This is a genomic window from Pseudactinotalea sp. Z1739 (genome assembly GCF_049725055.1).
In the GTDB taxonomy this organism is placed as follows: Bacteria; Actinomycetota; Actinomycetes; order Actinomycetales; family Beutenbergiaceae; genus CALKWS01.
On the sequence record NZ_JBMPQA010000001.1, the window covers coordinates 111,625 to 124,727 of the forward strand.

Below are 13,103 nucleotides of genomic sequence, written 5' to 3' on the forward strand. Positions count from 1 at the left end.
TCCTTCGGTCCTGGCTCCGCTTGGCATTCTGCCGTGTCAGAACACTCCGCGTCCGCCGGTCACGCCCAGGACCGTCCCGGAGACGTAACTTGCCTCATCCGAGGCAAGGTAAACGAAGGCGGTCGCCACCTCCACAGGTTGACCGGCCCGGCCCAGGGGAGTGTCCGATCCGAACCCGTCCACCTTCTCCGGTGGCATCGTGCTGGGGATCAGCGGTGTCCAGATCGGTCCGGGTGCGACGGCGTTCACGCGGATGCCCCGCGGGCCCAGTTCACCAGCCAGGTTCACCGCCAGGTTGTTCAGGGCCGCCTTGGAAGCGGCGTAGTCCAGCAACGGTTCGGACGGTTCGAAGGCCTGGATCGAGGTGGTGATGACGATGCTGGCGCCTGCGTCCAGGTGGTCGTCGAGGGCCTTGATCAGCCAGAACGTGGAGAACACGTTGGTGGCGAAGGTGCGCTCGATCTGCTCCGGGGGGAAGTCGGCCAGGGATCCGGCCGCCATCTGGTAGGCAGCGTTCGCCACCACCACGTCAACGCCACCCAGCGCCCGGACAGCGTCCCGGGCCACCTCGAGGTTGGCCTGCTCGGTGCGCAGGTCAGCGGGTAGCAGATGACAGGAACGACCGGTGCGCTCCACCTCCTGCCGGGTCTCTTCGGCGTCCTCGGCCTCCTCGGGCAGATAGGAGATGGCCACCTCGGCCCCCTCCTTGGCGAAGGCGATCGCGGTGGCACGGCCGATACCGGAGTCCCCTCCGGTGATCAGCGCACGCTTGCCCACCAGCCGGTCCCGGCCCGTGTAACTGGCTTCGCCGTGATCGGGCACCGGATCCAGGGCCGCTGTCCGGCCGGGCCAGTCCTGGTGCTGCTGGGGCAAGTCGGTCAGTGCGTTCTCATCGGTAACCATGTCGACAATGGTCGCCGGTTCGGTGTCGGTGCGCATCCGCACCAGCCGCCACCGCTGCACCCGGCGGCCCGGCGCGGGATATCCGGAATGCAGATCGGTTCCATGAGTGACACGATCGACGTGCTGATGCGAGAGGTGCGGCGTGCTGATCGTGACGCGTCATCCCGGAAGGAGATCACGATGGCGAAGCAAGGCGGTAGCGAGGACCCCGGCCCGAGCGTGAAGGATCCGGAATTGTACGAACGGCTGCGTGAGGAGGGCGAGTCCAAGCAGAAGTCTGCGCGGATCGCCAACGCCGCAGCCAACGCCTCCCGGTCCGATGTGGGCGAGTCAGGTGGCTCCTCGCCTGCCTACGAGGAGTGGACCGTGGACGAGCTCAACGACCGTGCGGCCGAACTCGACATCGACGGGCGGTCCAAGATGAGCAAGGATGAGTTGATCGAGGCCCTGCGCAACTCCTGATCGAGGCGCTGCGCGACACCTGATCCCTCACCCGCCGGCCGCCGCTGGGACGATCGCGGACCCCGGCTGTACCGTGAGCCCATGACTGAAGCTGCGCGATCAAGCGTCTCCACCACCCCCGAAGTCGCCGGCCTGAACCTCGGGACCGGACCGGTCCCGCAATCGGGGCCGGACTGGGAACACCGGATCCGACAGGGCGTGCTCAGCCTTATCGACGACGAAGACGGCGACGGCGACGCAGCCCGCCTCTGGGAGCAGGTGCGGGTACAGGTGGTGCCGGCCGGGACCGACCTGGGGGACGTCCGTGTCGACCTGACCGGAATGGTCCTGGAGGAGCATCACCGCTCACTGAGGCTCGACAGTGCGGACTTGACCGACGTGCCTCCCGTCGCCTCCGCCGAGCCGGTCACGGTGCACCACCTCGAGGTGCTCGCCCAGCCGATCCATGTGGAGGGCATCCCGGTGACGGCCCACGTCGAGGTGGAGGACATCCCCGCCGGTGTGGCCTACGACGGCCGTGAGAACCTGTGGGCGTTGATGGACCCCGGCGCCGCGACCGCCCAGTCGCGCGGTCACGGACAGGTCTCGGTTCCGATCAAGGAAGCCGTCGAACGCGCCAAGGATCTCGTGGCGGCGGAACTGGCGAGCTCGGGGCTGACCCTGACCTCTCTCCAGGTGGAGGTCAAGACACCCTCCGCGCGCCGTCTCCACCTGGACGTGACCGCCCGGGTCCGCAAGGGCCTGCTCTCGGCATCGGCACAGATCCGGCTCGAGGCCGAGGTCGATTCCGGGATGGTCGCCCGGATCGGGGAGATCCAGGCGCGTTCGGGCAACCCCCTGGTCTCGCTCGTGCTCGTGGTGGTGCGCAAGAAATTGGCCCGGTACACCGACACCACGATCGACCTGAACGACCGGATGCCCCCGGGTCTGCGCCTGGTGGACCTGAGCATGGACGCCGGGAAGGAGTTCACCGCGCAGGTGCGGTTCGCCTGAGGGTCGTGTCCGGCCCGGCGGGCTACTGGGCCTGAGAGACCGAGGACATGTTGAAGTCACCGATCCGCAACGCCGGGGTGGCCGTGCGCGGGAAGTAGTCGCCCCACTCGCGGGAGAAACTGGCCTGGGTGGCCGAGGCCGCGTCGAAGCGGCTCAGTAGATCCACCGGGGACTCGTTGAAGCGGAAGTTGTTCACCGCACCGACCACTTCACCGCCCTCCACCAGGTACACCCCGTCCCGGGTCAGACCCGTCAGCAGCAGGTTCTGAGGATCCACCTCACGGATGTACCACAGGCACGTCACCAGCAGGCCCCGGTCCATCCCAGCGACCAGGTCCTGGGTGGTCCCGGAGCCACCCTCGACGTCCAGCACCAGGTTGGAGATCGCGGGGGTCACCTCCTGACTGGTCAGCCCGGCAGAGTGCCGGGTCTGCAGGAGAGAGGTGAGTCTGCCGTCGGCGATCCAGTCGGTGCTGCGTAGCGGCAGGGCATTGTCGAACACGCTGGACACGTTGGAGGACGCCGCTGCCTGCACGAAGGGGGCGCACTCCAGACCGGGGTAGGCCGGGTCGGAGTGCAGCCGCACCTGCGGCGCGACGATCTGTTCCCCGATGCGGGTGCCTCCGCCACGCTTGGAGAAGACCGACTGCCCCTCGTGAGCCACTCGCGCACCGGCGGACCAGTAGGCGTAGATCAGCAGGTCGGCGACCGCGGTGGGCGGCAGGACGGTCTGGTACCGCTCGGCGGGCAGGGAGACAGTCCGCTCGGACCACTCCAGGCGCTGGATCAGGTCCGTTTCCAGCGCGGCCGGGTCAACATCGGTGAACTGCCGCGTCGCGCCGCCCACCCACGCCGAGGAGGTCAACGCCTCGTTCTTCCCGGTGATGCCGTAGTGCCCACTGGGCTGGGTGTGCCGAAGCCGCACGCCCGTGGAGGAGGCGAGGTAGGTGGTGACCACCTCGTGGTCGACGAACCCGTAGAGAACCTGCCGACGGTCCCGGGCGCGGGTGAAGATCTCACCCAACTCGGCTGCGAAGTCCCGGTAGACCTCGATGGAGGTCTGCTCGGCAGGATCATCCCAGGGCTCGCTCGGAGCCGTGGCTTCGGCGGCGGTGAGCAACTCGGTAGCGTCCTGGACCGGGTCGGCAACCGCGGCAGCGGCATCGGCGGCCGTGACCAGCGACTCGACCTGCTCGAGTGTGGCGGCCGTGCCGGTGATGGCTCCGGTGGCGACGCCATCGGAGGTGCCGCGGAAGGAGATCACGGTAACCTGCACGTCGCGCATGGCCCCGTTCGTGGTCAGGGTGTTGTTCGCCCAGCGCAGGTTCGCACTGGAACCGACACGGGCCAGGGCGATGGTGTGCTCGGCCGAGGATCCGGCCAGGGCATGCTCGATGAGTTGCTGGGGCGTGGCGGTACGCATGCTCACTTGCCTGCCTCTGCTGTGGTGTTGAGGATCCGGACGCTGCGGAACAGTGCCGAGGGGCACCCGTGGGAGACGGAGGCGACCTGACCCGGTTGCGCCTTGCCGCAGTTGAAGGCGCCTCCGAGGACGTAGGTCTGGGGGCCGCCGACAGCCTCCATCGAGCCCCAGAAATCGGTGGTGGTGGCCTGGTACGCGGCATCGCGCACCTGCGGCCCCAGTTCGCCGTCGATGATCTGGTGGAAGCGCTGGCCGGTGAACTGGAAGTTGAAGCGCTGCATATCGATCGACCACGACTTGTCACCGACGATGTACAGCCCCCGCTCGACCTGGGCGATCAGGCCGTCGGTGTCCGGTCCGGACGGCGCCGGCTGGAGGGAGACGTTGGCCATCCGCTGGATCGGGATGTGTCCCGGGGAGTCGGCGTAGGCGCAACCGTTGGAGCGTCCTCCGTTGAGTTCGGGCTGGGCCGCACCCATCGAGCGGTCGAGCTGGTAACCCACCAGGACTCCGTCGGAAATGATGTCCCAGGACTGGGTGGCCACGCCCTCGTCGTCGTACCCGATCGAGGCCAGGCCGTGCTCGGTTGTGCGGTCGCCGGTGACGTTCATCGCCGAGGAGCCGTACTGCAGGGTGCCGAGTTGATCCAGGGTGGCGAAGGAGGTCCCGGCGTAGTTGGCCTCATAGCCCAGGGCCCGGTCCAGTTCAGTGGCGTGCCCGATCGATTCGTGGATGGTCAGCCATAGGTTGGAGGGGTCGATGACGAGGTCATAGTCTCCGGCCTGCACACTGGGAGCGGTGAGTTTCTCGGCGAGCAGTTCCGGGGTCCGGGCCAATTCGGTGTCCCAGTCGTAGCCGGCCTCAGCCACGTACTCCCAGCCGCGCCCGGCTGGTGGGGCGATGGAGCGCATCGAGTCGAAAACTCCGGTGCGTTCATCGGCGCCCATCGCCTCGAACTCCGGGTGCACGCGGATGCGCTGCTGGGTGGTGACGGTGCCGGCGAGGTCGGCGTAGAACTTGTTCTCCTGGACCGCAAGCAACGATGCGGTGGCATGGTCGACAGCGCCGGACCGGAGCAGTTGCCGGGTCCAGTCGATGAGGACCTCGGACTTGTCCGCTGTGGCCACTCCGAAGGGGTTCACCCGGTAGGAGCTGGACCAGGTGACGTCACGGTAAACGGGTTCGGGGGCCAGTTGCACCGGGTCGGCCGTCATCGGAGCAGCCACGGTCGCCACCTGTACCGCCTGCTCGGCCAGACGCACGGCCTCGGCGGCGGTGAGGACCACTCCGGCGGCGAAGCCCCACGCACCGCGGTACACCACCCGCACCGCCAGACCCAGGTCCTCGGTATCCGTGGCTGTCTGCAACCGGCCATCGCGGACCACGAGGTACTCGTTTCGGATGCGCTCCAACCGGAAGTCCGCGTGGGTGGCACCAAGGTCCTTGGCCCGTTGCAGTGCGGCGTCGGCCAGGGCCCGGGCGGGTAGGTCGGTAAAGGTGGCGTCGATGCCGTGATCGCTCATGGTTCCCGAACCTATCGGAATCCGGCGTCGGAACCGTCAAGGACCTTTTGCAGGCGCATCACCGGCCTCCACTGCCGGTCCGGGCCGAACTCGGTGATGCCGTGCTCGTGGTAGCCGTGGCCGGTGTAGTAGGCACGCAGGACCGCGTTACCGGCCACGCAGTCCAGCCGGGCCAGCGTGCGCCCGCACGCGAGCGTGAAGCGCTCGAACCAGCACAGCACCGCGGCGCCCAGGCCCTGGCCCGCGTGGTCGCGATGGACCATCAGTGCGTGCAGGTAGCCCGCAGTTCCGTCGTTACCCAGGTCAGACCCCCAGGCGTGGGGGTCCGCGTTGAGCACCCGGGCGGTAGCGATGACACCGGCAGCACCACCGGATCCGGAGAGATCCCGGAGTACGAACCACTGGCCACCGGAGGCCTGGTCGGCGATCACCGCAGGATCGACCTCACCGGGCCGCCACTGCTGGATCCCCCTGCTGATCTGCCACCTGGCGAGGTGGTCGCGCAGGGCCACGATGCCCCCGGCGTCGGCGGCCGTGGCCATCGCCATGTCGATCCGGCTCAGTTCTGCTCCGTACCCTCCGGCCCGGCGTCCTCGGTGGGATAATCCGGGGGACGATAACCCGGATCGGCGATCTCGGGGCTGGGAGAGGTGATCGAACCGTCCAGGGGCCGTGGGCTGGGCGGATAGTCCGGCATCCTGCCCGGCCGCTCCGGGACCGGACCGGACGCGCCCGGAGCACTCACGTCGTCGTCCGGCCCGGTTGGGGCCGCCCGGCCGGCATCGGCGATCTCCTCCTCAGGGCGCGGCGGGAACTCATCCCCGGGATCTGGCGGGTGAGATTGGTCCGGGCGGGTCATGTCGCTCCCTTTGGGGTGGCCGGTCAGGACAGCAGCGCGGGCGCCACCTGCTCTTCGAACAGTTCGATGCTGGAGGTGTCGTAGGCGGCGTCGCCGAAGTAGAAGATTCCGTACCCCACGCCCGCGTCCCGCATCGCGCTGAGACGTTCGGCAACCTGCTCCGGGGTACCCACGCCGAGCGCGGCCTCGGAGGTGTAGGCCCCCAGCGCCTCCGTGGTTCTGTCCTGGCCCAGGTGCGGGAGCAGGCGATCACCCAGGGCGGCGATCTTCGCCTCGACCTCGGCCTGGTCGCGTCCCAGGAGCACGTTGTAACTGGCGGAGCGGGTGATCGCCTCGAAGTCGGTACCCTCGTTGCGGCAGTGGTCCGCCAGGATCGCGCTTTTGTGCGCGAAGCCCTCGGGCGTGCCATCGAAGTTGGTGTAGTCCGCGAACTTCGCGGCGATCCGCAGCGTCACCTTCTCCCCGCCGCCGGCGATCCACAACGGCGGACCGCCGGGCTGCAGTGGCTGCGGCTGCACGATCGCGCCGTCGACCTGGTAGTGCTTGCCGTCCAAGGTGGCCTGTCCCTCACGCCAGGCCTGCCGCATGATCTGCACACCCTCGTCGAGCATCGCGAGCCGGATGCCCGCTCGTGGGAAGCCGTACCCGTAGGCCCGCCACTCGTGCTCGTACCAGCCCCCACCGATACCCATCTGAGCGCGCCCACCGGAGATGATGTCGACGGTGGCGGCGACCTTCGCGAGGTAGGCCGGGTTCCGGTAGCCCATGCAACTGCACATCTGCCCGAGCTTGACCTTGCTGGTGCTGGCGGCCAGGGCGGCCATCAGGGTCCACGCCTCGTGGGTGGCTTCCTGACTCGGTACCGGAGTGGTGTGGAAGTGGTCGTAGACCCAGACCGAGTCCCACGGACCCGCGTCGGCACGGGCAGCCAGGCCGTTGATCACCTCCCAGTGCCGGGAGGGATCGATGCCGACGAGGTCGAAGCGCCAGCCTTGCGGGAGGAAGTAACCGATCTGCATAGGAACAGGTTACGGGTAACGATCACGCGTCGGCAGCCCGCAAGGCGCGTGCGTGCCGGCGACGCATCATCCAGAGGCCCATCACCGCGGCGCTGACCAGGAAGACCAGGACGAGCACCGGGAGCAGGATCGCGATGATCGTCATCGAAACCGCCGAGATGTCCTCCACCGTGGACACCACCGGTGCGCCAACGCCCGCGGTGGACAGATTGACCACCGAACGCAGCGTCGCCTTGGCCACGTGCACGGCCAGCGCCAGGGTCAGGCCGATGAGGAACGGCAGCAGAGCGCCCTCGCTGAAGACCTGACCGGGATCGGTGTTGCCGGTGGTCAGGGAACTGGACCCGGCGGTGAAGGCGACCCCGCCGGCGACAGGTCGGATCAGGGTCTGGATCAGGTCGTTGATGTGGTCCAGCGCGGGGATCTTGTCGGCGAAGACCTCCAGCACCAGGAGAACCCCGAGCACGAGCAGCACCCACCCATTGCCCAGCCAGGCCCACTGCGCGGGCAACTCCACGATGCCGGTGTAGCGACCCAGCAGGCCCAGGGCCAGCAGCGGGATGTAGGCAGAGAGTCCCGCGGACATTGCCAACCCGAGCCCGGTGAGGATCTCGATCACGGCTGCTCCGACCCCTTTCCGCACCATCCCGGGAAACTCCGAAGCGGCGTCGTCGGGTTGGTGTGAGCACCAGAGTAGGACGCTGCCGGGAGCTCCGGGTGATCTCGGTCGGGTGAGTCCAGGGCAGGAGACGACGGCGGTGGGCCCGCCGCTGCCTGGAAGGGTCGCGGCGGCGGTGGGAACCTGTGCGGAGCGGAGCGGGTCGGGAGTGTGCCGGCTGCACCCACTCCCGGGGCCCCACTGGGTAGTCTGAGCGGGTGAGACAGCGAGCAGACCCCCCGGCCGGCTCTGCTCCGGGCGCCCCCGGAACCGGCCGGCCCGGCGCTGCCCGCGACGGGGAGTTCGGTGCCCGAGGTGGGGACACCGAACTCCCGGCGCAGGGGGCGGGTGCCACCGATGCGGCGAGTGACCGGATCCTGACCGTACCCAACGTGATCTCGGCCCTGCGATTGCTGATGGTGCCGGTAGTGGCGGTGCTCATCCTCAGCGAGCAGTACCTGGCTGCGGTGGTAGTTCTGGCGCTGGCGGGAATCAGCGACTGGGTGGACGGGGTGATCGCACGCGCACTGAACCAGACCTCCCGGCTTGGCCGGTTGCTCGATCCTGCCGCGGACCGACTCTTCATCGCGGTGGTGATCATCGGCCTGGCGGTCCAACAGGTGGTGCCCTGGTGGCTGCTGGTGGCGGTGTTCGCCCGCGACCTGGTGGTGGGGCTGTGCGTGCCCTTCCTGGTCGCACGCGGTTTCCCCGGATTCCCGGTGCACGACATCGGCAAGGCCGGCACCTTCGCGCTCATGTACGCCTTCCCGGTGCTGTTGCTGACCCAGGTGGACCAACTCACCGGGCACCTGGCGGCCGATATCGCCTGGGCATTCGGCTGGGCATCGGCGCTGTGGGGGGTCTACCTGTACTGGTGCGCCGGCTTGGCCTATCTGAACCAGTTCCGTGCCATCGTGGTCTCGGATGCGCGCGCGTCCACGCACCAGCGCGGTCCGCGGTCAACACCAGGGCCGTAGGCAATGGCACAGCAGCAGAGCCGGCATCGCCGCAAGGATGCCTCGATGACCTTGCTGACCGCGGTGATGGAGAAGCCGCTGGACCCCGGGTACGCCGCCGTGGCGCGGGCCCGGGCGGCCGGGATCGACACACCGACGACGTTGCGGCGGCGTCTGGTGGTTCTGGTACTCGCCGTGCTGATCGGGATGGGGACCGTGGTGGCGACCCAGGCGCTACGCGCGCCGCAGCCGGCCGCGAGCAGCGCGCGAACCCTGATCGTGGAGCAGATCCGAGAACGCAGCGCCACCGGGGAGGACCTCCGGACCGGGAACTCCGAGTTGCGCGATGAGATCGCCGAACTGCAAAGCCAGGCGTTGGGGGATGAGGATGAGGCCTTCCTGGCCCGCACCGCCGAGTTGGAGGCCGTGGTCGGAACGGTGGCGGTGCAGGGGCCGGGCCTGGTGATCACCCTGGAGGATTCGGTGCGGGCGGCGGCGGACGAACCGGGTTCCGAAGATGAACGGGTGCAGGATTTCGACCTGCAGGTCGTGGCCAACGGGCTGTGGGCCTCCGGAGCCGAGGCGGTGGCCGTGAACGGGCACCGGCTGACGAGCATGACCGCGATCCGTTCGGCCGGCGCGGCGATCCTGGTGGACCTGCAACCGCTGGTCTCGCCCTACCGGATCGAGGCGATCGGGGATCCCGAATCGATGCGGACCGCGTTCGCTCGATCCAGCGCCCAGTCGCATCTGACCGCGTTGTCCGGAGCGTTCTCGATTCCGAGTTCGCTCACCCAGGAGGAGCACCTGCGTCTACCGGGGGCCGGGTACTCCTCCCTGCGGCACGCCGAGGTGGTGGACGAGGCCTGAGATCAGCATCGATGGCCCAGCAGACCGGTAGCCTGACGTGCGAGACTTGGCCCAGTGCGGAGCGCTTCAGGCCCGCAGCGAGCCCTGGAGCGCAGGTAGGAGCCGGTCGGAGGGAGGGATGCCATGGTCGCGGTGATCGGCCTGATCCTCGGCATTCTCCTCGGGCTGCTCCTGCAGCCCAGTGTGCCCTCCGAACTCCAGCCGTACCTACCGATCGCGGTGGTGGCGGCACTGGACGCGCTACTGGGTGCGCTCCGGGCCCGGCTGGAGGACGTCTTCGACGACCGGGTGTTCATCACCTCGTTCCTGTTCAACGTGCTCATCGCCGCGTTCCTCGTCTTCCTCGGCGACCAGCTCGGTGTGGGTTCGCAGTTGTCCACCGCCGTGGTGGTGGTGTTGGGGATCCGGATCTTCTCCAATGCGGCCGCCATCCGTCGCCACGTCTTCAAGGCCTGAGCCATGCGTAGGAATGCGGACGATGCGGTGCCCGGCAGCGATGCGGACCGGCACGCAGGCGCCACCGACCTGCCCGAGGCAGACCGCCCGGGCGGCGATGAGCCCCCCGTGGCAGAGCAGCCGCGCACCGGCCGGACCGACCCGCAAGGGAGACGAAAGCCCGTTGCGCTCCGGTCCCAGTTCCTGATCGCACTGATGTGCGCGCTGCTCGGGTTCGGCATCGTGGTACAGGTGCGCCAGACCCAGGGCGATGAGTTCGCGGCCCTGCGGCAGGACGACCTGGTCCGGTTACTCGATGAGGTGACCCAGCGGAACGAGGATCTGACCGCAGAACGTGAGCAACTGCTGCGCGACCGCAGCACCCTGCGCAGCGGGTCGGATACCCAGCGCCTGGCTGAGGAGTACCAGGTAGTGCACGGGGTGCTGGCCGGGACGGAGCCGGTGGAGGGCCCCGGGGTCGTGGTGACGGTGGGTGGTGCCCACGAGGTAAGCGCGCAGACGATGGTGCACATGCTCGAAGAACTGCGCAACGCCGGAGCCGAGGCCGTGGAGGTCTCCGGGCAGCGCCTGATCGCCTCCTCGGCGTTCGTGGACTCCGAGGAGGGGGTACTCGCGGACGGCCGGGCCCTCGGCGAGCAGATGGAGTGGCGTGCGATCGGGGACCCCCAGACGATTTCGGTCGCGCTGAACATCCCTGGCGGTGCGCTGGCCGGATTCCGCAACGTGGGTGCGGTCGTGGAGGTCGAGCAGCGCGACCTGGTCCAGATCACCGCGATCCGGGAGGTCGAGGCGCCCCGCTACGCGGTCCCCGTGGAGGCGGAAGACTGAGTTCGAGGCGACCGGTACCGGTTGGGTGAACCGGCGCCGGGTCCTGACAAGACGTTCCCCTGGTCGGCTCATGGGGCCTAGAGTGGGGACGACCGGCACCCTCGGGTGGATCGAGGTCATAGGAGGAGTTGCGATGAGCACGGGTCAGGACGATCCAGGGGCCCAGGACGGCCCTTCGGCGGTGCACACGACCGCGCACCTGGGCAAGATCACGCCCGGGGAGCCCGAGGAGCGTGCTTACGGCCCGATCGAGACTGACGCCCGTGCCGCCGTGGAGGCACTGCCCCCGGAATCCGCACTGCTGATCGTCCAGCACGGACCCAACGCCGGCGCCCGGTTCCTGTTGGACGCCGACCGGGCCACCGCCGGCCGTGACACCAGGGCCGACATCTTCCTCGATGACGTGACCGTCTCGCGCAAGCACTGCGAGTTCCTGAAGGAGAGCGGCAACTTCGTGGTCCGTGACGTGGGCAGTCTGAACGGCACCTACGTGAACCGGACCAGGGTAGACGAAGGCGTGCTGCAGATGGGCGATGAGGTCCAGATCGGGAAGTACCGCCTGACCTTCCACCCCTCACCGAACCGTTCCACCGGCGCCGACGACGCAGGTGAGCCGGGCAGGTGAGTTCCAACACCGCCCGGGCGGGGGAGCAGACCGGGGACGGGGACGGCGAGTCATGGCCGCCCGGGGTCTCCCGGGTGCCCACGATGTCCATCGGGTCGGCACTGGGCATCTTGCAACGGGAGTTCCCTGCGGCCAGTGTCTCCAAGATCCGCTTCCTTGAGGAGCAGGGGCTCGTCTCGCCGCGTCGCACCCCGTCGGGCTACCGCAGTTACAGCCAATCGGACGTGGAGCGCCTGCGATTCGTGCTAGCCGCCCAGCGTGACTCCTTCCTGCCGCTGAAAGTGATCCGGGACCGGTTGGCCGAACTCGATGCCGGTCTGGCGGCAGTGTCACCTCCCGGGGCCCGGGTGGTGACTGAGGACGGCGACCTGGTGGTGGCCGCGGGTCGCGCTCGCTACACGACCGCTCAACTGGCAGAAGCGAGCGGGCGGACCGAGGCCGATATCGAGGCGCTGGTCAACGCCGGAGTCCTGGTGGCCGACGCCGGGGGGAAGTTCCCCGGTGCACTGGTGCCGGTAGCCAAGTTCGCCGGTGAACTGGCAGAACAGGGCATCGACGAACGCCACCTGCGTGCGATCCGCATCGCGGCGGAGCGTCAGGTGGACCTGATCGAACAGGTGATCGCACCGGTGCGCTCGGTGCGCAGTGGTCCATCCTCGGCGGGGGCACGCGCCCGGGCTGAGTCGATGGCGGCGGACCTGGCCGAAACTCTGGCTCAGGTGCACACCGCAATGCTGCGGGCAGGGGCGGACCGGCTGACCTGATCCTCACAACTGGATCACGGTGGCCGGTTGGGCTGTCCACTTCGCACGCGGCGGCGTAGTTTGGAGGTGTGCGAAAGATGGGCGTCACCGGAGTCCGGGTGCGTATGCAGGCACCCGAGCAGGACGTGCTCGTGCTTCTGGGGGAGGCCGAGGGCGAGCGCTCCCTGCCGATCGTGATCGGGCCCCATGAGGGCGTGGCGATCGCCACCGCCCACGCCGGGATGCAGCCGCCCCGGCCCGGCCCCCACGATCTGATGGTCAGTGTGCTGAAGTCCTGTGGCGTGGCACTGACCCAGGTGAACATCGTCGAGCTGCGCGCAGGCACCTTCATCGCCGAACTGGTGCTCTCCAACGGCGCGCGGGTGGACTCCCGGGCCTCCGACGCCATTGCGCTGGCTCTGCGGGCTCAGGTGGATGTGTGGTGCGCGGAGGACGTGCTCGATGAGGCAGCGGTGGTGCTGGAGACCGACGCGGACGGCAATATGCGGGTGAGCGAGCCGGTCGGTATCGACGAAGCAGAGGCCGAGGTGGCGCATTTTCGTGAGTTCCTCGATTCGGTGGCCGCGGAAGACTTCGCCGACCCCCGCGAGGAGTAGCGAGGAACCTCAACCTCAGGTTGAAGGTAAGACACGCCGTCGCGACACGCCGAACCGCACGAAGGGCGCATGTCGTTGACCTGTCCCGCCGTGGGCAATAGCGTTCATGACATCCGGGCGTGGTGATGGGCAGATCACGACGCCGGGGCGTAGAGTGTTCACAAGCGA

16 protein-coding genes are annotated in these 13,103 nt (G+C 68.6%); 9 read left to right on the plus strand and 7 right to left on the minus strand.

The window, feature by feature from the left end; all coding sequences use genetic code 11:
• Positions 1-36 precede the first annotated feature (36 nt).
• Positions 37-903 carry an SDR family oxidoreductase gene (locus ACO0LV_RS00520; RefSeq protein ID WP_424786269.1) on the minus strand — a complete coding sequence of 289 codons (867 nt, stop codon included), beginning with the start codon at positions 901-903 and terminating at the stop codon, positions 37-39.
• A gap of 180 nt (positions 904-1,083) precedes the next feature.
• Between ACO0LV_RS00520 and ACO0LV_RS00525 the strand changes: the two genes are divergently transcribed.
• Both ACO0LV_RS00525 and ACO0LV_RS00530 read left to right on the plus strand, forming a co-directional pair.
• Positions 1,084-1,365 (plus strand): DUF7218 family protein, encoded by a 282-nt coding sequence (locus ACO0LV_RS00525; protein ID WP_424786270.1) that lies wholly within the window; start codon positions 1,084-1,086, stop codon positions 1,363-1,365.
• A gap of 81 nt (positions 1,366-1,446) precedes the next feature.
• Positions 1,447-2,358, plus strand: a complete 912-nt coding sequence (locus tag ACO0LV_RS00530; RefSeq protein WP_424785903.1) for a hypothetical protein — start codon at positions 1,447-1,449, stop codon at positions 2,356-2,358.
• A gap of 22 nt (positions 2,359-2,380) precedes the next feature.
• On the opposite strand, the gene ACO0LV_RS00535 is transcribed toward ACO0LV_RS00530, so the two are convergent.
• The 6 genes from ACO0LV_RS00535 to ACO0LV_RS00560 are packed head-to-tail and all read right to left on the minus strand — an operon-like array spanning position 2,381 to position 7,801.
• A complete protein-coding gene (locus tag ACO0LV_RS00535) occupies positions 2,381-3,781 on the minus strand; it encodes a metallopeptidase TldD-related protein (protein ID WP_424785904.1) in 1,401 nt (466 codons plus the stop codon).
• Positions 3,782-3,783: 2 nt separating this feature from the next.
• On the minus strand, positions 3,784-5,304 hold the full coding sequence (locus ACO0LV_RS00540; RefSeq protein ID WP_424785905.1) for a TldD/PmbA family protein: 1,521 nt from the start codon (positions 5,302-5,304) through the stop codon (positions 3,784-3,786).
• A gap of 11 nt (positions 5,305-5,315) precedes the next feature.
• On the minus strand, positions 5,316-5,852 hold the full coding sequence (locus tag ACO0LV_RS00545; protein WP_424785906.1) for a GNAT family N-acetyltransferase: 537 nt from the start codon (positions 5,850-5,852) through the stop codon (positions 5,316-5,318).
• Between the two features lie 11 nt (positions 5,853-5,863).
• Positions 5,864-6,163, minus strand: a complete 300-nt coding sequence (locus ACO0LV_RS00550; RefSeq protein ID WP_424785907.1) for a hypothetical protein — start codon at positions 6,161-6,163, stop codon at positions 5,864-5,866.
• 23 nt (positions 6,164-6,186) lie between these two features.
• A complete protein-coding gene (locus tag ACO0LV_RS00555) occupies positions 6,187-7,182 on the minus strand; it encodes a TIGR03560 family F420-dependent LLM class oxidoreductase (protein WP_424785908.1) in 996 nt (331 codons plus the stop codon).
• 22 nt (positions 7,183-7,204) lie between these two features.
• Entirely contained in the window at positions 7,205-7,801 is a 597-nt protein-coding gene (locus ACO0LV_RS00560; RefSeq protein ID WP_424785909.1) for a DUF4126 domain-containing protein, read from the minus strand.
• Between the two features lie 257 nt (positions 7,802-8,058).
• Here ACO0LV_RS00560 and ACO0LV_RS00565 point away from each other — a divergent pair, with 257 nt between their 5' ends.
• From ACO0LV_RS00565 to ACO0LV_RS00595, 7 genes are all read left to right on the plus strand, one after another.
• Entirely contained in the window at positions 8,059-8,817 is a 759-nt protein-coding gene (locus ACO0LV_RS00565) for a CDP-alcohol phosphatidyltransferase family protein (protein WP_424785910.1), read from the plus strand.
• Positions 8,818-8,862: 45 nt separating this feature from the next.
• Entirely contained in the window at positions 8,863-9,666 is an 804-nt protein-coding gene (locus tag ACO0LV_RS00570) for a DUF881 domain-containing protein (RefSeq protein ID WP_424785911.1), read from the plus strand.
• Positions 9,667-9,789: 123 nt separating this feature from the next.
• Positions 9,790-10,122 carry a small basic family protein gene (locus tag ACO0LV_RS00575; RefSeq protein ID WP_424785912.1) on the plus strand — a complete coding sequence of 111 codons (333 nt, stop codon included), beginning with the start codon at positions 9,790-9,792 and terminating at the stop codon, positions 10,120-10,122.
• A gap of 3 nt (positions 10,123-10,125) precedes the next feature.
• Complete coding sequence (locus tag ACO0LV_RS00580) at positions 10,126-10,950, plus strand: DUF881 domain-containing protein (RefSeq protein WP_424785913.1); 825 nt, start codon at positions 10,126-10,128, stop codon at positions 10,948-10,950.
• A 133-nt stretch (positions 10,951-11,083) separates the two neighbouring features.
• Positions 11,084-11,575 carry an FHA domain-containing protein gene (locus ACO0LV_RS00585; RefSeq protein WP_424785914.1) on the plus strand — a complete coding sequence of 164 codons (492 nt, stop codon included), beginning with the start codon at positions 11,084-11,086 and terminating at the stop codon, positions 11,573-11,575.
• Positions 11,572-12,339 carry a MerR family transcriptional regulator gene (locus ACO0LV_RS00590; protein ID WP_424785915.1) on the plus strand — a complete coding sequence of 256 codons (768 nt, stop codon included), beginning with the start codon at positions 11,572-11,574 and terminating at the stop codon, positions 12,337-12,339. The genes ACO0LV_RS00585 and ACO0LV_RS00590 overlap by 4 nt, the downstream gene beginning before the upstream one ends.
• A gap of 77 nt (positions 12,340-12,416) precedes the next feature.
• Positions 12,417-12,935 (plus strand): bifunctional nuclease family protein, encoded by a 519-nt coding sequence (locus ACO0LV_RS00595; RefSeq protein ID WP_424785916.1) that lies wholly within the window; start codon positions 12,417-12,419, stop codon positions 12,933-12,935.
• Positions 12,936-13,103: the final 168 nt, after the last annotated feature.